Below are 22,329 nucleotides of genomic sequence, written 5' to 3' on the forward strand. Positions count from 1 at the left end.
GACCCTTGGGACTCGGCGCACACCCTTAGGGTGTCGCCATGCGTGAATGGTTCAACGCCGTCAAGGGGCACCCCAGTGGGGTGCTCCTCGCGGCGCAGCTGCTCGAGGTGCTGGCGTACCCCTTTGCGGGGGACACGCCGCTGGGGCGCACGCTCATCGGGGTGTTCGGCGTTCTGGTGCTCTCGATCGCGGTCTATGCCGTCAGGGCTACGCCGGCCCTGACGTGGGTCGCGGTGGTGCTGGGCGTGCCAGTCGTGGCCCTGACCGTCGCCGAGGGGCTGGCCCCGGCGAACCACCAGGTGGTCTTCTGGTCAGCCATCCTGCACGCGGCCTTCTACGGCTACACCGGGTACGGCCTGATCCGCTACCTGTTCGACGACTCCTGGGTGACCCGCGACGAGATCTTCGCGGTGGGAGCTAACTTCACGGTCGTGTCGTGGATGTTCGCCCACCTGTTCATGGCCGTGCAGGTGGTCTATCCGGGGTCGTTCACGGCCTACCAGGGTGAAGGACACCGGACCTTCCTCGAGCTGCTCTACCTGTCCTTCGCCAACCTGACCAGCGTCGGGCTCTCCGACGTGACCGCCGTTCTGCCCTTCGCGCGCTCGGTCGTGATCATCGAGCAGGTGGCCGGCGTCATGTACGTCGCGCTGATCATCGCCCGCGTCGTCGGCCTGACCATCTCCCGCTGGCGCAACTAGCAGGACGACTACCCGGAGACCGGATCGCCGTCGAGGTCCTTGATGGTGGCCAGGCTGGGCCCGCGCTGCTCCTGCAGCGATCTCGCGCCTGCCTCGGCGTCCCTCATCACGCGCAGGATGTTGCCGCTCGTGAGCTTGCCGAGGTCGTCGTCGGACCATCCGCGGTCAGCCAGCGCCGCCAGCAACCGGGGGTAGCCGGTGACGTCCTCGAGCCCCTCGGGCAGCGTGGCCACCCCGTCGTAGTCGCCACCCAGCCCCACGTGGTCGACTCCGGCCACCTCGCGGACGTGCTCGACGTGCTGGACGACGTCGGCGAGCGTGGCCTTCGGTGTGGGACGGCTGAGGCAGTACTCGTCGTAGAACGGGCTGTATGCCGCGGCGTCGGCCGGCGTGATCCCCTCTGCCGCCGCGGCCGCGTTCAGCTGCTCGCGCCAGGCTGCCGCCTCGGGGTTCACGAATGTCGGCACGAAGGTCACCATGCAGACGCCGTTGTTGTCCCGCAACGACTCCAGGACGTCGTCGGGCGCGTTGCGCGGGCTGTCACAGACCGCCCGCGCCGAGGAGTGGCTGAAGATCGCCGGCACCTCTGCCACCCGCAGGGCGTCGCGCATCGTGTCGGCCGAGACGTGGCTGAGGTCGACGAGCATGCCGATCCGGTTCATCTCGCGCACCACCTCGACGCCGAACGCCGACAGCCCTCCGTGCACCGTCACGTCGGTGGCCGAGTCAGCCCAGTCGACGTTGCTGTTGTGGGTCAGGGTCAGGTAGCGGACGCCCAGGACGTGGAGCATGCGCAGGGTCGCGAGCGAGTTGTTGATCGAGTGCCCGCCCTCGGCCCCCAGCAGGGAGGCGATCCGCCCCGACTCCCAGGCGGCCGCCACCTCGTCCGCGGTGCGGGCGAAAGCCAGCCGGCCGGCATACCTCGCCACCATCTGGTGGCCCGCGTCGATCTGCTCCAGGGTGGCGCTCACGGCGTCGTCACCCTGGAGCGAGGCAGGCACGAAGACCGACCAGAACTGGCCGCCGACGCCACCCTGGGCGAGGCGGGGCAGGTCGGTGTGCGTCGGGGTCCCCCCTGCCTCGATGTCGAGCCGGTCGAAGTCGTAGCCGACCTTCTCGCGCGCCTCCCACAAGAGGTCGTTGTGCCCGTCGATGACCGGATGGCGCGCCAGCAGGGCGCTGATCCGGGCGGTGGTCGCATCGGCTGTCGCGGTCATGACGCCACGCTACCCACCTCTAGAGTGGGGACATGAGTTCGACAACGCAGCGCAGCGTCGCCCTGGTCACGCTGGGGTGCACCCGCAACGAAGTCGACTCCGAGGAGCTCGCCGGCCGCCTGGCCGCCGAGGGCTGGTTGCTCGTGGACGACGCCGACGACGCGGACGTCGCGGTGGTCAACACCTGCGGGTTCGTCGAGCAGGCCAAGAAGGACTCGATCGACGTGCTCCTCGAGGCGTCGGCGCGCAAGGGGCACTCGAAGACCCAGAAGGTCGTCGCGGTGGGATGCCTCGCCGAGCGCTACGGCCAGCAGCTGGCAGACGAGCTGCCCGAGGCCGACGCCGTCTTGGGGTTCGACTCCTACGCGGACATGTCGAGCCACCTGCGGGCCGTCCTCGACGGCCACGCGCCGGCCTCGCACGTCCCGTCCGACCGACGCCAGCTGCTCCCGTTGTCCCCGGTCCAGCGGCAGGACGGGTCGGTCGGTGTGGCACTGCCCGGACACGGCATCCCCACTGACCCCACCTCACCGGAGCAGGTCTCGACCGAGCCCGTCGACGTCACCGTGGACGGACCGGTCCCGCCGTCCGGCCCGCGGGTGATCCGCGCCCGTCTCGACGGTCGCCCCTGGGCTCCCCTCAAGATCGCCAGTGGCTGCGACCGACGGTGCGCGTTCTGCGCCATCCCGATGTTCCGCGGTGCGTTCGTGTCGCGCAGGCCGCACGACATCGTGGCCGAAGCTCGCTGGTTGGGGGAGCGCGGCGTCAAGGAGCTGTTCCTCGTCAGTGAGAACTCGACGTCCTACGGCAAGGACCTCGGGGACATCGGGCTGCTCGAGAAGATCCTGCCCGACCTCGCTGCGGTCCCGGGGATCGAGCGCGTCCGGGTGAGCTACCTGCAGCCCGCCGAGATCCGTCCCGCACTGCTCGACGCGATGGCCTCCGTGCCGGGCGTCGTGCCCTACTTCGACATCTCCTTCCAGCACGCCTCGGCCGGACTGCTCCGCTCGATGCGGCGCTTCGGCGGTCGCGAGGCCTTCCTCGGACTCCTCGACGAGGTACGCGCCCGGGTGCCGCTGGCCGGCATCCGGAGCAATGTCATCGTGGGGTTCCCGGGTGAGACCGAGGAAGACCTCGCCGAGCTCGAGGCGTTCCTGCTGGCTGCCCGACTCGACGTCGTCGGTGTGTTCGGGTACTCGGACGAGGACGGCACCGAGGCCGAGACCTATGGCAACAAGCTGCCCGATGATGTTGTCGCAGAACGTGTTTCGCGATTCACAGCGCTTATCGAGGAACTTAACCTCCAGCGTGCCGAGGAGCGCATCGGCGAGATCGTGGACGTCCTCGTCGAGTCGGTGCCCACGGGCGATGACGAGGACGAGGAGACGTCCGTCGTGGGTCGGGCGGCCCACCAGGGACCCGACGTCGACGGCGTGACCATGCTCGATCCCTCCCAGTTCCCCGACGTCGTGGTCGGCGACATCGTGCGGGCCGTCGTGACCGGGACCGAGGGGATCGACCTGCTGGCCGTGCCATGCTGAGCGAGTCGGCGCCGGCCCCCGACCCGGCCGCGGCGCCGGTGGCGGTCCCGCCCCCGAGCTCCTGGAACATCGCCAACGCCCTCACGGTCACCCGGATCCTGCTCGTGCCGGTCTACGGCTGGCTGCTGCTGGTCGACGGTGGGGACCGTCCGGTGATGCGCTGGGCGGCGGCTGTGGTGTTCATCTTCGCGACCCTCACCGACCGCATCGACGGCGACATCGCCCGGCGTCGCGGCCTGATCACCAACTTCGGCAAGATCGCCGACCCCATCGCCGACAAGACCCTGATGGGGATGGCCTTCGTCGGGCTCTCGGTCCTCGGTGAGCTGCCGTGGTGGGTCACCGTCGTCGTCCTGGTGCGCGAATGGGGAGTGACGGTGCTGCGGTTCTTCGTGATCCGCCACGGCGTGATGCCCGCGGGTCGGGGCGGCAAGGTCAAGACGGCCCTTCAGTTCTTCGGCCTGCTGTTGTTCACGCTGCCGCTGTCGTCCTTTGCCGGAGCGGACGCCTGGAACCTCGTCGCGGACGTGGTGCTGGGGCTCGCGGTCGTCGTGACCGTCGTGACCGGACTGGACATCGCGCTGAAGGCGTTGCGCCTGCGGCAGACCAGCGAACGTTCGGCGATGAAGCGCGCGCGCCGAGCCGCCCGACACGGATGAGCACCGCTCCCGAGGTGGTGGCTGCCCTGGCTGCGGTCTCGCGCAGCATCGCGACCGCCGAGTCGCTCACCGGTGGCCTGGTCTGCGCGGCGCTCACCGACGTGCCCGGCGCCTCAGCCGTGGTGCGGGGCTGCGTGGTGGCCTATGCGACCGAGCTCAAGGCCCGGGTCCTCGGGGTCGACGCCGGCCTGCTCGCGACCGGTGGTGCGGTCCAGGCCGAGGTGGCCCGCCAGATGGCCACCGGGGTATGCCGCGTGCTCGGCTCCGACGTCGGCGTCGCCACCACCGGTGTGGCCGGGCCGGACCCGCAGGACGACCGCCCGGTCGGGACCGTGTTCGTCGCGGTGGCGTTCGACGGCGAGGTGGCGGTCCGGGAGCTGGCGCTGACCGGCGACCGTCAGTCGATCCGGCGGGAGACAGTGGCACATGCCCTCTCGCTCGTGACCGAGGTGTTGCGCGCGGCCGCCAACGATCCGCATCTCAGGGCCTGACCACGGCAGGGCGCTGACCTGCGCAGACCAACGGACGCCCCCTGCACCGACCACGCACGCCTCACGGACGCCCCGCGGCGACTGCCGTCGTGGCTGCTGTGATCGGTGGGGCGGAAGATTCTCACGCCGTGGACCGTTGACCACGTCGTACCGCGTGTTCTGCGTTCCCGCGCGCGCAGCGTCAGGGGCTCGGGGTAACGTTGGTGCCCTGCAACCGGCAAGTCGAGCAGTGAAGGAGGGCGTCATGATTCTGCTTCGTCGTGAACTTGGTGACGTGCTCCGTGAGCAACGCCAGTCGCAGGGACGCACCTTGCGCGAAGTTTCCGCAGCCGCATCCGTGTCGCTCGGCTACCTCAGTGAGGTCGAGCGCGGCGAGAAGGAAGCATCCTCCGAGCTGCTCGCCTCGATCTGCGGGGCGCTGCGTCTGCCGTTGTCCGAGGTCCTCGGCCAGGTGTCCGAGCGGGTCGCCGAGACGGAGGCGCTCACCGCGCCGGTCTCGCTGCCGCTTCCGGCGACGGCCATGGTTTCCGCCTCGGCTGCCTGACCGCCCGGACGGCTGGCAGCCTCTGCCCTGGTAGGAGCCCGGTCAGGTGCGACGCTTTCCCGTGGTCCGGCTGGTCCCCCGTGCCGAGCCGAGCGGGCGTTGGGGCCGACCGTCGTCGGTGGGCGCCAGGCCGTCCTGGCAGCCAGGGCAGTAGAACATCGTCCGTTCCCGCATCGGGGGGCCGATCATCGCGACACGCACAGTCGTGCCGCACCGTCGACAGGGCCGACCCGAGCGGGCATGCACATACGACTCCTCCCCACGTCGCCGGATCCCGGTGCTGGACTGGATCCCATCGTGTCGAGCCTGGTCGAGCAGCCGCTGAGCGCGGGTGACGACTCGCTCCAGCTCCTCGTCCGCGAGCTCCGAGACAGGAGTCCAGGGCCCGAGCCGCGCCACGAAGAGCGACTCGCTCGCCCACAGGGTGCCGATGCCCGCAAGATTGCGCTGGTCGAGGAGCGCGGCCCCGATCGAGGTCTGCGACCTCCGCAGGTTGGCCAGTGCCCGCGAGAGGTCCCAGTCGCTCCCGAGCAGATCGGGTCCGAGGTGGCCCACGACCGTCGCCTCATGGCCGGTCGGGAGCAGCTCGAGCAGCCCGAGCCGCAGTCCCAGGGCGGTCCACGAAGAGGTGCCGACCGCCGCGCGCAGGTCGTCGCGACGCAGCCAGCCGGCGGTGTCATCCGGTGCCGCGACCCGCCACTGACCCTCCATCCGCAGGTGTGAGTGCAGGGTCAGCCCGCTGTCGAAACGGTGGAGGAGGTGCTTGCCACGACTGACGACCTCGAGGGTGCTGGCTCCGCGCAGGTCGGCCGTGGCCACGCCGGGGAACCGCAGGTCACTCAGCACGACCACTGCGCCGGCGAGCGCCTTGTGCAGTCGTTGGGCGGTGCGCCAGACCGTGTCGCCCTCAGGCACCAGGGACCCCGATGGCAGCGGCTGTGGACCTCACCGCCGCAGTCTCAGGCCGCGCGGGGTGGCGTGGAAGCCTGCCCTGGCCAGGGCGGCTGCGAGCGGGTGGGCAGACCCCAGCACGGCGCCGCCGTCGGCCTTCTCGACGGTGAGCCGGCCCAGTGCACCCTCGCGGACGGCGAGTGCCAGGGCATCGGCCGCGCCCTGGAGGGACTGCTCGTCGTCCGTCCACGAGAGAAGCGTCTTGCCGCCACGCTCGACGTACAGGACGAGCTCGCCGTCGACCAGGACCACCAGGGCCCCAGCCTTGCGGGCCGGCTGGTGTCCACGCTTGCCGGCGGGAGACGTGCCGGCGGCAGACGTGCCGGCTGGGGTCTTGCCGGCTGGTGATGCGATGCCCGAGGAACCAGCCACCGAGGGCCCTCCGGCCGACGCGCCGTCGCCCGGGTCGTCCGCACCCGTCGCCCGGTCAGGCCACGGGAGGGCCGCACCGTACGCGTTGGCCGGGTCGGTGGCGGCGAGCACCATCGCCGGGACGGCTCGGTCGGCATCGTCGCCCACTGGTCGGGCGCCGGCCCGGAGCCGGTCGACCGATCCGGTGGTGGAGAACTGGGAGGCGCCCAGGGACTCGACGAAGTAGCCGCGGCGGACCCGCCCCGACTCCTCGGCAGCCGCCAGGACGCGGTAGACGCCGGCGAACCCGCCCGGAACGTCCTCTGCGACGACCGAGCCGCGCGTGACCACGCCGTAGCGGTCGAGCAGGACCTCGGCCGTGGCGTAGGCGCGGACGGTGGCGTCCAGCTCGACCTCAGGAAGCAAGGACCAGCGTCCGGCCCCAGCGGGCGGCCCGCTGCGGGTCGGCACGGTGGGACGACCCAGCCCACGCTGTCCCGAGAGGGCACCGAGCGAGCCACGTCGTCCGGCATACCTGGTGGTGCGTGGGCCGGGACGGCTGCGCTTGTGGCTGGTGCGGCCGCCGGCGAGCAGGGCGCGAAGGGGGATGAGGGTGTCGTTGGTGGCTCGGCCGTCCCAGACGAGTGCCCACAGGTCGGCGAGCAGGGACTCGTCGTCGCTGCTGCCCACGGCCTCGGCGAGGGTGCGGAAGAAGTATGCCCCGCCACCCGCGAGGGCCTCGGCGATCGCCTGCTCACCGTCGGTGAGCGTCCGGTCAGGGGGAGGTGCCATGGTCAGGTGGGCGGTGTCGGCGAGGTGCAGCGACACCCAGCCGTCGTCGCCGGGTAGTGCCCCGTGGCCGCGCCAGAGGACCTCGCCGCTGGTCGTGAGGTCGTCGAGCAGCGTGGGGGAGTAGTCCACGATCCTGCTCGGGAGGACCAGGCTCTCGAGGGCACTTGCCGGGAGCACGGCTCCCGCCAGCTGCTCGACGGCGCGGACCAGACCTTCGCGACCGCGCAGGCCTCCACCCACCGACTGCCACTGGGGGAGGAACCTGGCCAGCTCGACGGCGGGGACCGGCTCGACCTCGGCGCGCAGCGCGGCCAGGGAGCGACGGCGTAGCAGGCGCAGCACCTCTGCATCGCAGTAGTCGAGGCCGTGCAGCCCACCACCGTTCTCGGTGGGGAGCAGCTCGCCCTCGACGACGCGACCTGAGGAGACGAGTCGGCGGAGGGCGTCGAGGGCAACCGCCGGACCGATGCCCCACCAGGCGGCCACCGCCGCGGCGGGGAAGGGGCCGCGGGTGCGGGCGTAGCGGCGGACCAGGTCGCCCAGCGGGTCCGGCACGGACTCGAGGAAGGTCTGCGGTATGCCGACCGGCAGGGAGCTGCCCAGGGCATCACGCAGGCGTCCGGCATCCTCGATCGCAGCCCAGCGCTCCTGGCCGGCGACACGCACGCGGATGAGGCGTCGGGCCCCCTCGAGGTCCACCAACCACGCGCCGATCTCGTTGCGTGCCAAGGACTCCTGCGACCGTCGGACGATCTCGTCGAGGGGGAGCGGCCCCAGGACCCGCAGCAGGTCGGCCACGTCCTCGGCGTCGCGGCAGGCGCGTTCGGGGACCAGGCGCTGCAGCTCGGACTCGGTGCGGGTCACCTGCGCCGGGTCGAGCAGGTCGCGCAGGGACAGGCCCTCGCCACGGCCCAGCAGCTCGGCCAACAGGGTCGGGTCCAGCGCCAGGGCGGCGGCGCGTTTTTCTGCCAGCGGGGAGTCGCCCTCGTAGAGGAACTGGGCGACGTAGCCGAACATCAAGGACCGGGCGAAGGGGGACGGCTGGGCCGACTCGACGTCGACCAGGGTGACTTCGCGTGACTCGATCGAGCGCATCAGGGCGGTCAGTCCGGGCACGTCGAACACGTCCTGGACACACTCGCGGACCGTCTCCAGGACGATCGGGAACGACGCGTACTGGCTGGCGACCTCGAGCAGCTGAGCCGCCCGCTGCCGTTGCTGCCACAGGGGTTGGCGACGGTCGGGACGCCGGCGGGGCAGCAGCAGGGCACGCGACGCGCACTCCCTGAACCGCGCGGCGAACAGCGCCGATCCGCCTATCTCGGACGTGACGAGGTCATGGACGTCGTCGGCCTCGAGGCGGACGAGCTCGAGCAGCTCGGCGCCCACGCCGCGACCCGAACCGCCGTCGTCCTCGAACTCGAGGTCGGGAAGCCGGAACACGATCCCGTCGTCGCCGTGCATCGCCTGGACGTCGACGCCGTAGCGCTCGCGCATCCGGGCCGACACGCACAGCGCCCAAGGGGCGTGCACCTGCCCCCCGAAGGGCGAGTGCACCGCCACCCGCCAGTCACCGATCTCGTCGCGGAACCTCTCGACCACGATGGTGCGGTCGTCGGGGACGTGGCGGGTCGCCTCCTGCTGCTCGGCGAGGTAGCCGAGCAGGTTGTCCGCCGCCCACTCGTCGAGCCCTGCGGCGGTGACCCGGTCCCTCGCCTTGGCGGGCGAGAGTCCGACCACCTCGCGAACGAAGGCCCCCACGGCTCGCCCCAGCTCGGCGGGCCGGCCCTGCTGGTCACCCTTCCAGAAGGGCAGACGCCCCGGAAGGCCCGGCGCCGGAGTCACGAGCACCTGGTCGTGGGTGATGTCCTCGATCCGCCAGGTCGAGGTGCCCAGCGTGAACACGTCGCCCACCCGCGACTCGTAGACCATCTCCTCGTCGAGCTCGCCGACCCGGCGCCCGGCACCCTCGCTGGAGGCGAGGAACACGGCATACAGACCGCGGTCGGGGATGGTGCCCCCCGAGGTGACGGCGAGGCGTTGGGCGCCCGGACGCCCCGTCAGAACCCCTGTCACGCGGTCCCACACGATGCGCGGGCGGAGCTCGGCGAACTCGTCACTGGGGTAGCGCCCCGACAACATGTCGAGCACCGACTCGAGGATCGATCGCGGCAGTGAGGCGAACGGCGTCGCCTTGCGGACCACCGACTCGAGGTCGTCGACGGACCACTCGTCGAGGGCGCACATCGCCACGACCTGCTGGGCGAGCACGTCGACCGGGTTGGCGGGGACGCGCAGCGACTCGATCGCGCCGGCTCTCATGCGTTCGACGACGACTGCGGTCTGGACCAGGTCACCACGGAACTTGGGGAACAACACGCCCCTCGACACCGCTCCGACCTGGTGGCCGGCCCGACCGACCCGCTGCAGTCCAGACGCCACCGACGGTGGTGACTCGACCTGGATGACGAGGTCGACCGCGCCCATGTCGATGCCGAGCTCGAGCGAGCTCGTGGCGACCACGGCGGGCAGCCGCCCGGCCTTGAGGTCCTCCTCGATGAGCTGACGGTGTTCCTTGCTCACCGAACCGTGGTGGGCGCGGGCCAGCACCGCGGGCGCGCCGGACGACGCCCCCGACTGCGCCATGAGCTGGGCCGGGGTGCGGTTGCCGGTATGCCGCGTGGCCGGCTCGGGCGGCTCGTCGCCTCGGGCCTGTCGCATGGTCTCCAGACGTTCGTCCCAGATCTCGTTGAGCCGAGCCGTGAGCCGCTCGGCGAGGCGACGCGAGTTGGCGAAGACGAGCGTGGACCGGTGGGAGGCGATGAGGTCGACGATGCGTTCCTCCACGTGCGGCCAGATCGAGGCCCGGCGCTCGGCTCCCGACGCGGGTCCTGACAGGTCGTCCTCGATGACCTCCCCGAGCGCCGACATGTCCGCGATGGGGACCACGACCTCGAGGTCCCACTCCTTGGTGGACGGAGGCCGCACGATCTCGACGGGTCGGCCTCCGGCGAGGTAGCGCGCGACCTCGGCCACGGGCTCGACCGTCGCGGACAGGCCGATCCGCTGGACCGGCTTGTCCAGCAGGGCGTCGAGGCGCTCGAGGGACAGCGCGAGGTGGGCGCCCCGCTTGGTGCCGGCCACGGCGTGGACCTCGTCGAGGATGACGGTCTCGACACCGGCCAGCGCTTCTCGCGCCTGCGAGGTGAGGATGAGGAACAGCGACTCGGGTGTGGTGATGAGCACGTCGGTGGGGGTGCGGGCGAAGGCCCGCCGCTCGCTGGCAGGGGTGTCGCCGGACCGCACCGAGACGGTGATGGCCGGCGGCGTCAGCCCGAGCCGGGTCGCCGCGTGCCCGATCCCGACCAGTGGCGAGCGCAGGTTGCGCTCGACGTCGACGGCCAGTGCCTTCATGGGCGAGACGTAGAGGACCCGGCAGCGCTTGATCTTGTCGACCGGGGGAGGCTCGGCCGAGAGTCGGTCGAGGGCCCACAGGAACGCCGACAGCGTCTTGCCTGATCCGGTCGGCGCCACGACCAGGGCGTGGTGGCCGGAGCTGATGGCATCCCAAGCCCCCGCCTGTGCGGCCGTGGGCGCGCTGAACGAGCCCCTGAACCACTCGGCAGTGGCTGGGGAGAAGCGGTCGAGGACGTCCGTTGCCATGAGTGCTACAGCCTCTCACCCCGCACCGACAGGTCCCCGGTAGAGCGTCGCGCAGGCGTGCGCGACGCCCGATGTGAGAGGAGCGCATCGAGCGTCGGCGTTGATTCGCGCGCCCCTCGACCCTCGGGGGCGGAAGGGAGGGGCGCGCGGTGACCTGCCTCGGGTCGCGATGAGAGTCTGGGGATGCGCACGAGCCCCGGACAGTCACTCATTCGCAACCATGGTCCGGGGCAGCGCCACCACTGTACTCCGGCCCTTGCCTGAGGTGAAGGTCTGCGCTCGTTCAATCGGGGCGGGGGGCTCGTCGACCGGCGAGGGCTCCCGCCCCGTAACCTCTACGGCATGGGCACGGTGTGGTCGGACGGCGGCTGCGTTGGCTGACGCCGAGGACGTCCGCAGACTGGCCACCTCGCTGCCCCACGTGGTGGAGGTCCCCAGCTCAGGATTCGACTTCCGGGTGGGCGACAAGGGTTTCATCTGGTCCTATCCGGAGCGTCGGCCCGGCAGGCCGCGGCTGATCCGCACCGACATCGCGGTGCTCTTCGTCGGCGACGAGGGTGAGAAGCAGGCACTGCTCCTCGGTGAGCCCGATGTGTTCTTCACCGCCCCCGGATACGAGAACGCGCCCCTGGTGATGCTGCGACTGGCGCAGGTGGGGGTCGAACGCCTCCGCGAGCTCGTGACCGACGCCTGGCTGATGCGCGCACCCGACGACCTCGTCACCGACCTCCCCCTGGACAGCGACTCCGCCACCAACCCCGGCTGAGCCTGCGTCGCCTGGGCTGGGCCGACGCCGCCTACACTCACTGCGTGCGGCTGAGCCATTTCTGGGTGTTGATGAACGACGAGTTCGGGGAGGGCTACGCCTCCTCGCTCGCGCAGCACCTCGTGCTCGGGGTCCTCGGCGAGCGCACGGTGGTCCAGGCGCTCGAGGCGGGGGAGAGCCCTCGTCGGGTCTGGCTCGCGCTCTGCGACGCGATGGACGTGCCCGAGTCCCGTCGGCTCGGCATCGAGCGGAGACCGGCGAAGTGACTTCCGTCGACTGGTCCGCCCACCCGTTGGTCCTTGCACCGATGGCCGGCGGGCCGTCGACCGTCGCCCTCGCCGCAGCAGCCGGCGAGGGCGGAGTGTTCCCCTTCCTCGCGGGCGCCTACCTCACCCCGGAACGCCTTCGCGACGACGTCGTCGCCCTGCGGGCAATGACGTCAGATCCCTTTGGGGTCAACATCTTTGCGCCGTCACCGGACAGCCCGTCCATGCAGCAGGAAACCCTCGAGTATGCCGAGCTGCTCGCACCGTGGGCGGCGTCGGCGGGCGTCGAGCTGGGGACACCGCGCTACGACGACGACGCGTTCGAGGCCAAGGTCGACCTCCTCGTGGAGCTGTCGCCCGCCCTGGTGAGCTTTGCCTTCGGGTGGCCGCCTGCGGACGTGGTCACGCGGCTGCAGGCCGCCGGGGTCGCGGTGTGGGTCACCGTGAACGAGGCCACGGAGGTCGAGTGGGCGCAGGAGCTCGGCGTGGACGGCCTCGTCGTGCAGGGTTGGGAGGCGGGAGGTCACCGCGGCGGCCCGGTCGACACCTGCGCCATCCAGTCCGGGCTGCTGCCCCTGGTCGAGGAGATGGTCCGCCACACCTCACTGCCGGTGATGGGCGCTGGAGGGGTCATGACCGGGGCCGACGCAGCCGCCGTCCTGCGCGCCGGCGCGACTGCGGTGGCCCTGGGCACGGCGTTCCTGGACTGCCCAGAGGCCGGGACCGCACCAGTGCACCGGCATGCCCTGACCCATCGGACCGGCACCACCGTGACCCGCGCCTTCACCGGACGCAGTGCCCGTGCCCTGACCACGACGTGGACCGAGCTGTTCACCGAGGCCGCGCCCGCGGCATACCCGCACGTCCACCACCTCACTGCGCCCTTGCGGGCGCACGGGAAGGCCACTGGGGAGGCCGAGCTCGTCAACCTGTGGGCCGGCACGGGCCACGGCCGGCTGCGCCGGCTGCCGGCGGCCGAGCTTGCCCGGACCCTCGTCGCCGAGCTCGAGGCCACCCAGACCACCTGACGGCCTGGACCACCTGACAGAAATGCGCGTGAGTCTGTCGGTGGACCTCGCTAGGTTGGGGCGAGTGAGTGGTGACGACGAGATCCTGCTGAGCGCGACCGGACTGACCAAGAAGTTCGGGGAGTTCACGGCGGTGGACGGGATCGACTTCGCCGTCCGCAAGGGCGAGTGCTTCGGGTTCCTCGGGCCCAACGGCGCCGGCAAGTCCTCCACGATGCGAATGGTCGGCTGCGTGTCCCCGGTGACGAGCGGCGAGCTGCGCCTCTTCGGGCTCGACCCGGCCGGCAACGGCCCCGCCATCCGGGCCCGGCTGGGCAACTGTCCGCAGCGCGACACGCTCGACGAGGAGCTCACCGTCGAGGAAAACCTCCGGATCTACGGGCGCTACTTCGGACTCTCCCGCAAGGAGGTGCGCTCGCGGGCGGCTGAGCTGCTCGACTTCGCCCAGCTCACCGACCGCGCCAAGGACAAGGTCGAGCCGCTGTCGGGCGGGATGAAGCGACGTCTCACGATCGCGCGCTCCCTCATCAACTCACCCGAGATCCTCCTGCTCGACGAGCCGACCACCGGTCTGGACCCACAGGCCCGACATGTGTTGTGGGACAGGCTGTTCCGGCTCAAGCGGTCGGGCGTGACGCTCGTGCTGACCACCCACTACATGGACGAGGCGGAGCAGCTCTGCGACCGGCTCGTCGTCATGGACCACGGACGGATCGTCGCCGAGGGGTCGCCGCGCTCGCTCATCGACGAGTTCTCCACGCGAGAGGTCCTCGAGCTGCGCTTTGACGCCGAGGACCACAAGGACTTCGCCGAGCAGGTCACCGGGATCGGCGAGCGGGTCGAGGTGCTGCCCGACCGGCTCCTCGTCTACGCCGACGACGGTGACCAGGCCGCGGCGGTGGTGCACTCGCGCGGGATCGCACCCCTGTCCTCGCTCGTGCGCCGAGCCACGCTCGAGGACGTGTTCCTGCACCTCACCGGCCGGACGCTGGTGGACTGATGGCGCTCCAGCAGCCGCACCCGCAGCTTCATCACCAGTCCCGGGCGGACCATGGCATCCGCCAGCCGCTGTCTGCCGCCGAGCGGGTCCTGGCCGTCTTCACGTACTTCCTCACGGTCTACCGACGCACGTGGCGGGGGAGCATCATCGGTCGGTTCCTGTCGCCGCTGTTCTTCCTGCTGGCGATGGGCATCGGGTTGGGCTCGCTCGTCGACGACCGGGTGGGCGGAGTCGGGGGCCTGCCTTACCTGCAGTTCGTCGTCCCGGCCATCGTCGCCACCCAGACGATGTGGGTCGCGATGGGGGAGTCGACCTACCAGGTCCTCGGCTACATCAAGTGGAACATGGGCTACCACGCCATGCTCGCGTCCCCGATGTCCGTACGCGACGTGCTGCGGGGCCACTTCCTCGCGGTGGCTGCCCACCTCACGACGGCCACGGCGATCTTCATGGCGGTGGCGTCCCTGTTCGGCGGCTTCGGGTCCGTGTTCGCAGTCCTCTGCCTGCCGATCGCGATCCTCACGGGGATGGCGTTCACCACCCCGATCTTCGCCTTCACCGCCAGGCAGGAGGGCGATGACGGCTTCAACATCCTGTTCCGCTGGATCGTGACGCCGTTGATGCTGTTCTCCGGCACGTTCTTCCCCATCGAGCAGCTGCCCGGGTGGATGCAGCCCATCGCGTGGGTCACTCCGCTGTGGCACGGGGTCGAGGCGTGTCGTGCAGTGGCGACGGGTGCCGCGGTCGGGGCGCCGTTCTTCGGTCACCTGCTCGTGCTGGCCGTGTATGCCGCCGTGGGCTGGTGGCTCGCGGAGAAGTCCTTCGCGAGGCGGCTGGTCCCGTGAGCACCTCGACCTCCAACCCCCGGCCCGCGTCCGGTCCCGCGTCGGGGCCCGTTCGCGGGCAGGCGTCGGCGCGGCTGGCCAGGCTGGTGCCGATGCCTGCCGGGGCCGGGCTGGCCAGGATGCTCATCGAACGCAACGTCACGTCGTTCCGCCACGGCTGGATCGCGCTGGTGACCGGGTTCGCCGAGCCGGTGTTCTACCTGTTCTCCCTCGGCATCGGCATCGGTGCGCTCGTGAAGACCGTCACCACCGACTCGGGGGCAGTGGTGTCCTACCCCCAGTTCGTGGCGCCCGCGCTGCTGGCCGCCTCGGCGATGAACGGCGCAGTGTTCGACTCGACCTTCAACGTGTTCTTCAAGCTGCGCTACGCCAAGCTCTACGACGCGGTGCTTGCGACACCGATGGGTCCGCGTGACATCGCCGTCGGCGAGATCGCGTGGTCCCTCATCCGTGGTGGTCTCTACTCCGCTGCCTTCCTCGTCGTCGCGCTGCTCGCAGGGGCCGTCGGGTCGTGGTGGGCCCTGCTGGCCCTGCCGGCGGCGATCTTCATCGGGTTCGCCTTCGCCGCGCTGGGGATGTTCGCGACCACCTTCATGAAGTCCTGGGTGCACTTCGACTACATCACCTTGGCAATCCAGCCGATGTTCCTCTTCTCGGCGACCTTCTTCCCGCTGTCGACCTATCCCGAGGCGCTCCAGTGGCTGGTGCGGGTCACGCCGCTCTACCACGGGGTCGCCCTCGAACGCGCGCTGATGCTTGGAGATGTCGGCTGGGGGGTGCTCGTGCACGTGGGCTACCTCGTGGTGCTGGGTGGGATCGGCGTCGTGGGAACGGCACGTCGCCTCGAGAAGCTCCTGCTCTCGTAGTCCCTCGGGCGCCTAGCATCGGGATCATGGTGGAGCCTGCGGACGGGGTCGTGGTGGGCGCTGGCGCGGTGCGATCGGCCGGCTTCGCCGACCTCGACCCGCTGACGGGCTACCGGCTGTGGGCCCTGCGCGCCCAGGTGTTCGTCGTCGAGCAGGACTGCCCCTACCTGGATCTCGACGGCCGTGACCTCGAACCGGCGACTCGTCACCTGTGGGTCGAGCAGGACGGCGCACCGGTGGCCACGCTGCGAGTCCTGGACGACGGGGAGGCGCTGCGCATCGGCCGGGTGGCGACCGCGCCGCACGCGCGCGGCCAGGGCCGGGCCGCACTGCTCATGCGCGCCGCGCTCGAGGCGGCAGGGGAGCGGCCTGTGGTGCTCGACGCCCAGTCGCACCTCGTCGACTGGTATGCCGGGTTCGGCTTCGCACCCAGCGGGCGCGGCTTCGTGGAGGACGGCATTCCGCACACGCCGATGCGCCGCCCTGCCTCGCCCTGAAGGCTGATCGGACTCGCCGCGGCGTGTCGCGTGCCGGATGCCGTATTTCGAACAGGTGTTCGGTATGTTCGTCCACAGGTGGAACCACGACAGACCCACCGTCCACAGGCCGTGCGAGCGGCCCCGGACGGCTGTCGGTGCCGACACCTAGCGTCTGACCCGACAAGCAGATCAGCTGCCCCAGGGTCGAAGGCAGGCGCGCCCGACTCGAAGCGAAAGAAGGAATGGTGGCCAGAATGGCTGGAGCGAACACTCCCACTGTGGACCAGAAGGCAAAGTCCCTCGACAGCGTGATGGGGCAGATCGAGAAGTCGTTCGGCAAGGGCGCGGTCATGCGCCTCGGCGACGACGTCCGGCCCCCCATCGACGTGATCCCCACCGGCTCGATCGCGCTCGATGTCGCGCTCGGCATCGGTGGCCTCCCGCGCGGTCGCGTCGTGGAGATCTACGGCCCGGAGTCCTCGGGCAAGACGACGGTCGCGCTGCACGCGGTGGCCAGTGCGCAGAAGGCCGGCGGCATCGCGGCGTTCATCGACGCCGAGCACGCCCTCGACCCTGACTACGCCAAGAAGCTCGGGGTCGACACCGACGCGCTCCTCGTCAGCCAGCCCGACACGGGGGAGCAGGCGCTCGAGATCGCCGACATGCTGATCCGCTCGGGCGCCATCGACATCATCGTCATCGACTCCGTCGCCGCGCTCGTGCCACGTGCCGAGATCGAGGGCGAGATGGGTGACAGCCACGTCGGTCTGCAGGCCCGGCTGATGTCCCAGGCCCTGCGCAAGCTCACCGGTGCCCTCAACAACACCGGCACGACGGCCATCTTCATCAACCAGCTGCGCGAGAAGATCGGTGTCATGTTCGGCTCGCCCGAGACGACGACGGGTGGCAAGGCGCTGAAGTTCTACGCCTCCGTGCGCCTGGACGTGCGTCGCATCGAGACCCTCAAGGACGGCAGCGAGCCGGTCGGCAACCGCACCCGGGTCAAGGTCGTCAAGAACAAGGTGGCGCCGCCGTTCAAGCAGGCCGAGTTCGACATCCTCTACGGCCAGGGCATCTCCCGTGAGGGTGGGCTCATCGACATGGGCGTCGAGCAGGGCTTCGTCCGCAAGGCCGGAGCTTGGTACACCTACGAGGGTGACCAGCTCGGCCAGGGCAAGGAGAACGCTCGTCAGTTTCTCAAGGACAACCCCGACCTCGGCAACGAGATCGAGAAGAAGATCAAGGAAAAGCTCGGGATCGGCCCGCAGGTCGACAAGCCGGCCGACTCGATCCCCGAGGTGCCGGTCGAGTTCTGAGCCACGGCTCGGGCGACCCACCACTGAGCGATCCAGACTGATCCCGACTGAGTGATCCCGAATGACTGAACGACACGACGCGGCCAGGGCAGCCTTCGAGGCGGCCCTGGCCGCGACGTCCGCGACGCCCGCTCCGGCCGACGAGCGGCAGCCGAGATCGGCACGCCCACGGGCCTGGCAGCCCATTCCCGGTGACCCTGAGGCAGACCTGCAGACCCGTGACGGCGAGCCGGATGCCTACGACGTCGCGCGCCAGATCGTGCTGAGACAGCTCGCGTTGTCGCCCAAGAGTCGCCAGCAGCTGCGTGACAAGCTGCGCCAGCGCAACTGCCCCGACGACGTCGCCGAAGCAGTGCTCGACCGGATGGCCTCGGTCGGGCTGGTCGACGACGAGGCCTACGCGGGGATGCTTGTCCGGTCGCAGCAAGCCGGTCGGGGACTGGCCCGGCGCGCGCTGGCCCGCGAGCTGCGGACCAAGGGCGTCGACGACGAGACGGCCCGGGCGACGCTGGAGTCGATCAACCCCGAGGACGAGCGGGACCGTGCCGCACAGCTCGTGACCAAGCGGCTGAGGTCGATGCACGGGCTCGACCCCGTCGTCCAGAAACGCCGGCTCGCGGGGATGCTGGCGCGCAAGGGCTACCCCGCAGACCTGGCGATGGCGGTCATCCGCGAGGCGATCGCCGCCACCCCCGAGCACCAGCGAGACTGAGCTGGCGCCTTCACCACGTACCCTTGGCGTGCGATGAGTACCACCACCACTGCACCCAGGACCTACGACGTCCGCACGCACGGCTGCCAGATGAACGTGCACGACTCGGAGCGGCTCGCGGGCCTGCTCGAGACCGCGGGCTACGTCGACGTCAACAGCCTGCCCGCGACCACGCGGCCGGAGGCGGCCGACGTCGTCGTCTTCAACACCTGCGCGGTGCGTGAGAACGCCGACAACAAGCTCTACGGCAACCTCGGTCAGCTGCGTCCCGCGAAGACCAGGAACCCCGACATGCAGATCGCGGTCGGCGGCTGCATGGCTCAGAAGGACCGCTCGACCATCGTGCAGCGGGCCCCCTGGGTCGATGTCGTGTTCGGCACCAACAACATCGGCAGCCTGCCCGCCCTGCTCGACCGGGCCCGCCACAACAAACGGGCGGAGGTCGAGATCCTCGAGAGCCTCGAGGTGTTCCCCAGCACCCTGCCCACCCGACGCGACTCTGCCTACGCAGGCTGGGTGTCGATCTCGGTGGGCTGCAACAACACCTGCACGTTCTGCATCGTTCCGAGCCTGCGCGGCAAGGAGGCCGACCGGCGCCCCGGTGACGTGCTCGCCGAGGTGCAGGCCCTGGTCGAACAGGGGGTCGTCGAGATCACCCTGCTGGGGCAGAACGTCAACACCTACGGCGTCGAGTTCGGCGACCGGTTCGCGTTCGGCAAGCTCCTGCGGGCCTGCGGCGAGGTCGACGGACTCGAGCGGGTGCGCTTCACGAGCCCGCACCCGGCGGCCTTCACCGACGACGTCATCGCCGCGATGGCGCAGACCCCCAACGTCATGCCGAGCCTGCACATGCCGTTGCAGTCGGGGTCGGACAGCGTCCTGAAGCAGATGCGCCGGTCCTACCGGAGCGAGAAGTTCCTCGGGATCATCGACCGCGTGCGGGAGCAGATCCCCGACGCCGCGATCACGACAGACATCATCGTGGGCTTCCCGGGCGAGACCGAGGCGGACTTCGAGGAGACGCTGCGGGTGGTGCGAGAGTCCAGGTTCGCGAGCGCGTTCACGTTCCAGTACTCGATCCGCGCGGGCACCCCGGCTGCGACGATGGCGGACCAGGTGCCGAAGGCCGTGGTCCAGGAGCGGTACGAACGGCTCATCGCGGCACAGGAGGAGATCTCCTGGGCCGAGAACCGCACCGTCGAGGGTCGGGACGTCGAGGTCCTCGTCGCCACCGGTGAAGGTCGCAAGGACACCGCGACGCACCGCCTCTCGGGCCGCGCCCGCGACAACCGTCTGGTCCACTTCGCCGTGCCGGAGGGTGCCGAACGCCCTCGCCCCGGCGACATGGTCACTGTCGGTGTCACCTACGGCGCGCCCCACCACCTCGTTGCTGACGCCGCCCTTGAGGGTGGCGCCTACTCGGTGCGGCGCACCGCGGGTGGCGACGCCTGGGCCGCCCTGCAGGACGCGCCGGTCCCGGGCAAGCCGGGTGTGTCCCTGGGTATGCCGGGTGTGGGTCGACCGGCCGCGGTCCCGGCGCCGTCGTGCGGCTGAGCGCGGCGCCACCCGGAATCCGGTGCGGCCGGCACCGTCTGGAAGACTTCCCGGCATGACCGTCCGCCCCATCGTCATCACCGGCGAGCCCGTGCTCCACCGCCGGGCCGAACCCGTGGCGAAGTTCGACGACGACCTGCGCGACCTCGTCGCGGACATGTTCGACACCATGGACGCTGCCCACGGAGTTGGCCTGGCCGCTCCCCAGATCGGCGTCGGCCTTCGCGTGTTCACCTGGCAGATGGACAACGAGGACGGCGTCCCCGCGCGGGGGGCCATCGTCAACCCCTACCTCACGTCCACCAAGCCCTCACTCGACGAGCCGGACCCGCACGACGAGGCCGAGGGATGCCTCTCGGTGCCAGGGGAGAGCTTCCCGCTCAAGCGCGGCGAGTCGGCGACGGTGACCGGTTTCGACGTCGATGGTGCGGAGCTCTCGTTCTCGGCCACCGGCTGGTTCGCCCGCTGCATGCAGCACGAGTACGACCACCTCAACGGGTTCCTCTACGTCGACCGACTGAGCGAGCGGTGGGCCAGGAAGGCGCGCAAGGCGGTCAAGAAGCAGGGATGGGGCAAGCCCGGGTTCGCATGGCACCCCGGTGTCGACCCGGATCCGTTCGGCCACGACCACGACCATGACGACCCCGATAGCGCGCACTGGCACGACCACGAGCACGACCTGTGACCCGATGACCCCCATGGTCGTCGGCGTCGTCGGGCCCACCGCGACCGGCAAGTCAGACCTCGCGCTGGACCTGGCCGAAGCCCTTGGTGGCGAGGTGGTCAGTGCGGACGCCAGCCAGCTCTACCGCGGGATGGACATCGGGACGGCCAAGGTCCCGCTCGCCGAGCGCCGCGGCATACCCCATCACCAGCTCGACGTGCTCGAGGTGACGCAGGAGGCGAGCGTTGCCGCCTACCAAGCGGCGGCTCGAGCCGACTTCGCCGCCATCCAGGGCCGCGGGCACCACCCGGTTCTGGCAGGCGGCTCGGGACTCTATGTCCGGGCTGCCCTCGACGTCCTGGACATCCCCCCGACAGACGCCGCAGTGCGCGCGAGGCTCGAAGCCGAAGCCGACGCGGTCGGTGCTGCCGCGAGCCATGCTCGCCTCGAAGAGCTGGATCCCGTTGCGGCACAGGCGATGGAGCCAGGCAACCTGCGACGGATCGTGCGCGCCCTGGAGGTCATCGAGCTGACCGGGCGGCCGTTCTCGGCCACGATGCCCACGCGCACCTTCGTGCAGCCCGCCGTCATGGTCGGCCTGCGAATGCCGCGCGCCCGACTGGACGAACGCATCGCCACCAGGGTGCGGCACATGTGGGAGCAGGGGCTGCTGGGGGAGGTGCGTCACCTCGAGTCGCTGGGGTTGCGCGAGGGCCGGACGGCCTCACGCGCGCTCGGCTACGCGCAGGCGCTGGCTGAGCTCGACGGGATCCTCACCACCGAGCGGGCGCAGGAGCAGACGACCGCGCTGACCCGACGCTTCGCCCGCCGTCAGGAGTCGTGGTTCAACCCCGACCCGCGCATCACGTGGCTCGATGCGCTCGCCCCCGACGTGACCGACCAGGCAGCTGCCCTGGTCCGGGCGGCAATCAGGGACAATGGGGCCCATGGCTGACCAGACCCCCTTCACCAAGGGCCACGGGACCGAGAACGACTTCGTGCTCGTGCCCGACCTCGAGGGTGTCCGCGACCTGACCGCGCAGCAGGCGGCCCGGCTGGCCGACCGGCGCGCGGGGATCGGTGGTGATGGCGTCATCCGGGTGGTGCCGACTGCCCTGGCGACCGAGGGCGGCATCCTGGCGCAGGCTCAGGCTGCCAGGTGGTTCATGGACTACCGCAATGCCGATGGCAGCGTCGCCGAGATGTGTGGCAACGGGACGCGGGTCTTCGCGGCGTACCTGCGCCGTGAGGGCCTCGAGACGGCGGACGAGTTCTCCATTGCGACCAGGGCCGGCACCAAGCTGGTCCGGTTCGAGTCGCCCGACCTCATCGCGGTCAACCTCGGGCCGTGGCGCCTGGCCCAGCAGGTGATCGCCGACGAGGAGGGGTTCGACGCACTCGTCCACCTCGACGGGCACGAGCCCCTCTCTGCGCTCAGCCTCGACCTCGGCAATCCCCACACCGTGGTCGCGCTGCCTGAGCAGATCGACCTGGATTCCCTCGACCTGCACCGGCTTCCGCTGGTGAACCCGCTTCCTCCGCACGGCAGCAACGTGGAGTTCGTCCGGCCCATGGGCGTCGGGCACATCCGCATGCGGGTGCACGAGCGTGGCGTGGGGGAGACCCGGTCGTGCGGCACCGGYGCCGCCGCCGCAGCCCTGGCCACCCGCTTCTGGGCCGGCGACGTGACGGACACGTGGACCGTGGACGTCCCCGGTGGCCGACTCAGGGTGCGGGCCCTCCCTGGCCACGACGTCGAGCTGGCCGGCCCCGCTGCCCTCGTCGCCGACGGCACCACTGACCTGGTCTGACCCGCTGCTCTGGCCCGTCCGGCTGCTCTGGCCGGCCTGACGGCTCTGGCTGGTCCTGGTGCCCCACGTTCGCCCCGAGGTGCGAAGCCCGAAATGCCGGAATACGGTCGTT

General features: G+C 70.6%; 21 protein-coding genes. 18 read left to right on the plus strand and 3 right to left on the minus strand.

Translation table 11 applies throughout. The features are described from left to right. Nucleotides 1-38 precede the first annotated feature (38 nt). Entirely contained in the window at nucleotides 39-701 is a 663-nt protein-coding gene (locus AC1DWP_RS00520; RefSeq protein WP_477612501.1) for an ion channel, read from the plus strand. A gap of 8 nt (nucleotides 702-709) precedes the next feature. On the opposite strand, the gene AC1DWP_RS00525 is transcribed toward AC1DWP_RS00520, so the two are convergent. Next, on the minus strand, nucleotides 710-1,918 hold the full coding sequence (locus AC1DWP_RS00525; protein WP_477612502.1) for a dipeptidase: 1,209 nt from the start codon (nucleotides 1,916-1,918) through the stop codon (nucleotides 710-712). Nucleotides 1,919-1,950: 32 nt separating this feature from the next. Between AC1DWP_RS00525 and rimO the strand changes: the two genes are divergently transcribed. The 4 genes from rimO to AC1DWP_RS00545 all read left to right on the plus strand — a co-directional run bounded on the left by rimO (nucleotide 1,951) and on the right by AC1DWP_RS00545 (nucleotide 5,153). Further along, on the plus strand, nucleotides 1,951-3,459 hold the full coding sequence (gene rimO, locus AC1DWP_RS00530; RefSeq protein ID WP_477612503.1) for a 30S ribosomal protein S12 methylthiotransferase RimO: 1,509 nt from the start codon (nucleotides 1,951-1,953) through the stop codon (nucleotides 3,457-3,459). Beyond that, on the plus strand, nucleotides 3,453-4,118 hold the full coding sequence (locus AC1DWP_RS00535) for a CDP-alcohol phosphatidyltransferase family protein (protein ID WP_477612504.1): 666 nt from the start codon (nucleotides 3,453-3,455) through the stop codon (nucleotides 4,116-4,118). Before rimO ends, AC1DWP_RS00535 begins: the two co-directional genes overlap by 7 nt. Beyond that, nucleotides 4,115-4,609: a CinA family protein gene (locus AC1DWP_RS00540; protein ID WP_477612505.1), complete on the plus strand. Its 495-nt coding sequence runs from the start codon at nucleotides 4,115-4,117 to the stop codon at nucleotides 4,607-4,609. The genes AC1DWP_RS00535 and AC1DWP_RS00540 overlap by 4 nt, the downstream gene beginning before the upstream one ends. Nucleotides 4,610-4,853: 244 nt before the next feature. After that, complete coding sequence (locus tag AC1DWP_RS00545) at nucleotides 4,854-5,153, plus strand: helix-turn-helix domain-containing protein (RefSeq protein WP_477612506.1); 300 nt, start codon at nucleotides 4,854-4,856, stop codon at nucleotides 5,151-5,153. A 42-nt stretch (nucleotides 5,154-5,195) separates the two neighbouring features. Here AC1DWP_RS00545 and AC1DWP_RS00550 read toward each other — a convergent pair whose 3' ends face one another. Together AC1DWP_RS00550 and AC1DWP_RS00555 are read right to left on the minus strand one after the other, a co-directional pair. Next, nucleotides 5,196-6,068, minus strand: a complete 873-nt coding sequence (locus AC1DWP_RS00550; protein ID WP_477612507.1) for a DNA-formamidopyrimidine glycosylase family protein — start codon at nucleotides 6,066-6,068, stop codon at nucleotides 5,196-5,198. Between the two features lie 30 nt (nucleotides 6,069-6,098). Further along, entirely contained in the window at nucleotides 6,099-10,910 is a 4,812-nt protein-coding gene (locus AC1DWP_RS00555) for an ATP-dependent helicase (protein WP_477612508.1), read from the minus strand. Between the two features lie 373 nt (nucleotides 10,911-11,283). On the opposite strand from AC1DWP_RS00555, the gene AC1DWP_RS00560 reads away from it, so the two are divergent. The 13 genes from AC1DWP_RS00560 (at nucleotide 11,284) to dapF (ending at nucleotide 22,217) form a co-directional block, all read left to right on the plus strand. Then, nucleotides 11,284-11,676 (plus strand): MmcQ/YjbR family DNA-binding protein, encoded by a 393-nt coding sequence (locus AC1DWP_RS00560; RefSeq protein WP_477612509.1) that lies wholly within the window; start codon nucleotides 11,284-11,286, stop codon nucleotides 11,674-11,676. Nucleotides 11,677-11,720: 44 nt separating this feature from the next. Beyond that, a complete protein-coding gene (locus tag AC1DWP_RS00565; RefSeq protein WP_477612510.1) occupies nucleotides 11,721-11,942 on the plus strand; it encodes a DUF3046 domain-containing protein in 222 nt (73 codons plus the stop codon). After that, nucleotides 11,939-12,970, plus strand: a complete 1,032-nt coding sequence (locus AC1DWP_RS00570; protein ID WP_477612511.1) for a nitronate monooxygenase — start codon at nucleotides 11,939-11,941, stop codon at nucleotides 12,968-12,970. The genes AC1DWP_RS00565 and AC1DWP_RS00570 overlap by 4 nt, the downstream gene beginning before the upstream one ends. Nucleotides 12,971-13,034: 64 nt before the next feature. Next, on the plus strand, nucleotides 13,035-13,970 hold the full coding sequence (locus AC1DWP_RS00575; RefSeq protein WP_477612512.1) for an ABC transporter ATP-binding protein: 936 nt from the start codon (nucleotides 13,035-13,037) through the stop codon (nucleotides 13,968-13,970). Then, on the plus strand, nucleotides 13,970-14,815 hold the full coding sequence (locus tag AC1DWP_RS00580) for an ABC transporter permease (protein WP_477612513.1): 846 nt from the start codon (nucleotides 13,970-13,972) through the stop codon (nucleotides 14,813-14,815). The genes AC1DWP_RS00575 and AC1DWP_RS00580 overlap by 1 nt, the downstream gene beginning before the upstream one ends. Next, nucleotides 14,812-15,681, plus strand: coding sequence for an ABC transporter permease (locus AC1DWP_RS00585; protein ID WP_477612514.1), 870 nt, complete (start codon nucleotides 14,812-14,814; stop codon nucleotides 15,679-15,681). The genes AC1DWP_RS00580 and AC1DWP_RS00585 overlap by 4 nt, the downstream gene beginning before the upstream one ends. Before the next feature lie 26 nt (nucleotides 15,682-15,707). After that, nucleotides 15,708-16,178: a GNAT family N-acetyltransferase gene (locus tag AC1DWP_RS00590; protein WP_477612515.1), complete on the plus strand. Its 471-nt coding sequence runs from the start codon at nucleotides 15,708-15,710 to the stop codon at nucleotides 16,176-16,178. 236 nt (nucleotides 16,179-16,414) lie between these two features. Next, nucleotides 16,415-17,476 (plus strand): recombinase RecA, encoded by a 1,062-nt coding sequence (recA, locus tag AC1DWP_RS00595; RefSeq protein ID WP_477612516.1) that lies wholly within the window; start codon nucleotides 16,415-16,417, stop codon nucleotides 17,474-17,476. 61 nt (nucleotides 17,477-17,537) lie between these two features. Next, entirely contained in the window at nucleotides 17,538-18,188 is a 651-nt protein-coding gene (locus tag AC1DWP_RS00600) for a regulatory protein RecX (protein ID WP_477612517.1), read from the plus strand. Between the two features lie 33 nt (nucleotides 18,189-18,221). Next, entirely contained in the window at nucleotides 18,222-19,742 is a 1,521-nt protein-coding gene (gene miaB / locus AC1DWP_RS00605) for a tRNA (N6-isopentenyl adenosine(37)-C2)-methylthiotransferase MiaB (protein ID WP_477612518.1), read from the plus strand. 55 nt (nucleotides 19,743-19,797) lie between these two features. After that, complete coding sequence (def, locus tag AC1DWP_RS00610; RefSeq protein ID WP_477612519.1) at nucleotides 19,798-20,427, plus strand: peptide deformylase; 630 nt, start codon at nucleotides 19,798-19,800, stop codon at nucleotides 20,425-20,427. Beyond that, the gene (gene miaA / locus AC1DWP_RS00615; protein WP_477612520.1) at nucleotides 20,378-21,361 is read left to right on the plus strand and encodes a tRNA (adenosine(37)-N6)-dimethylallyltransferase MiaA; all 984 of its coding nucleotides are present in this window, start codon (nucleotides 20,378-20,380) and stop codon (nucleotides 21,359-21,361) included. The genes def and miaA overlap by 50 nt, the downstream gene beginning before the upstream one ends. Beyond that, nucleotides 21,354-22,217: a diaminopimelate epimerase gene (dapF, locus tag AC1DWP_RS00620; protein ID WP_477612521.1), complete on the plus strand. Its 864-nt coding sequence runs from the start codon at nucleotides 21,354-21,356 to the stop codon at nucleotides 22,215-22,217. Before miaA ends, dapF begins: the two co-directional genes overlap by 8 nt. Nucleotides 22,218-22,329 lie beyond the last annotated feature (112 nt).

The sequence above is a fragment of the Pedococcus sp. P2_F6 genome, from assembly GCF_056403675.1.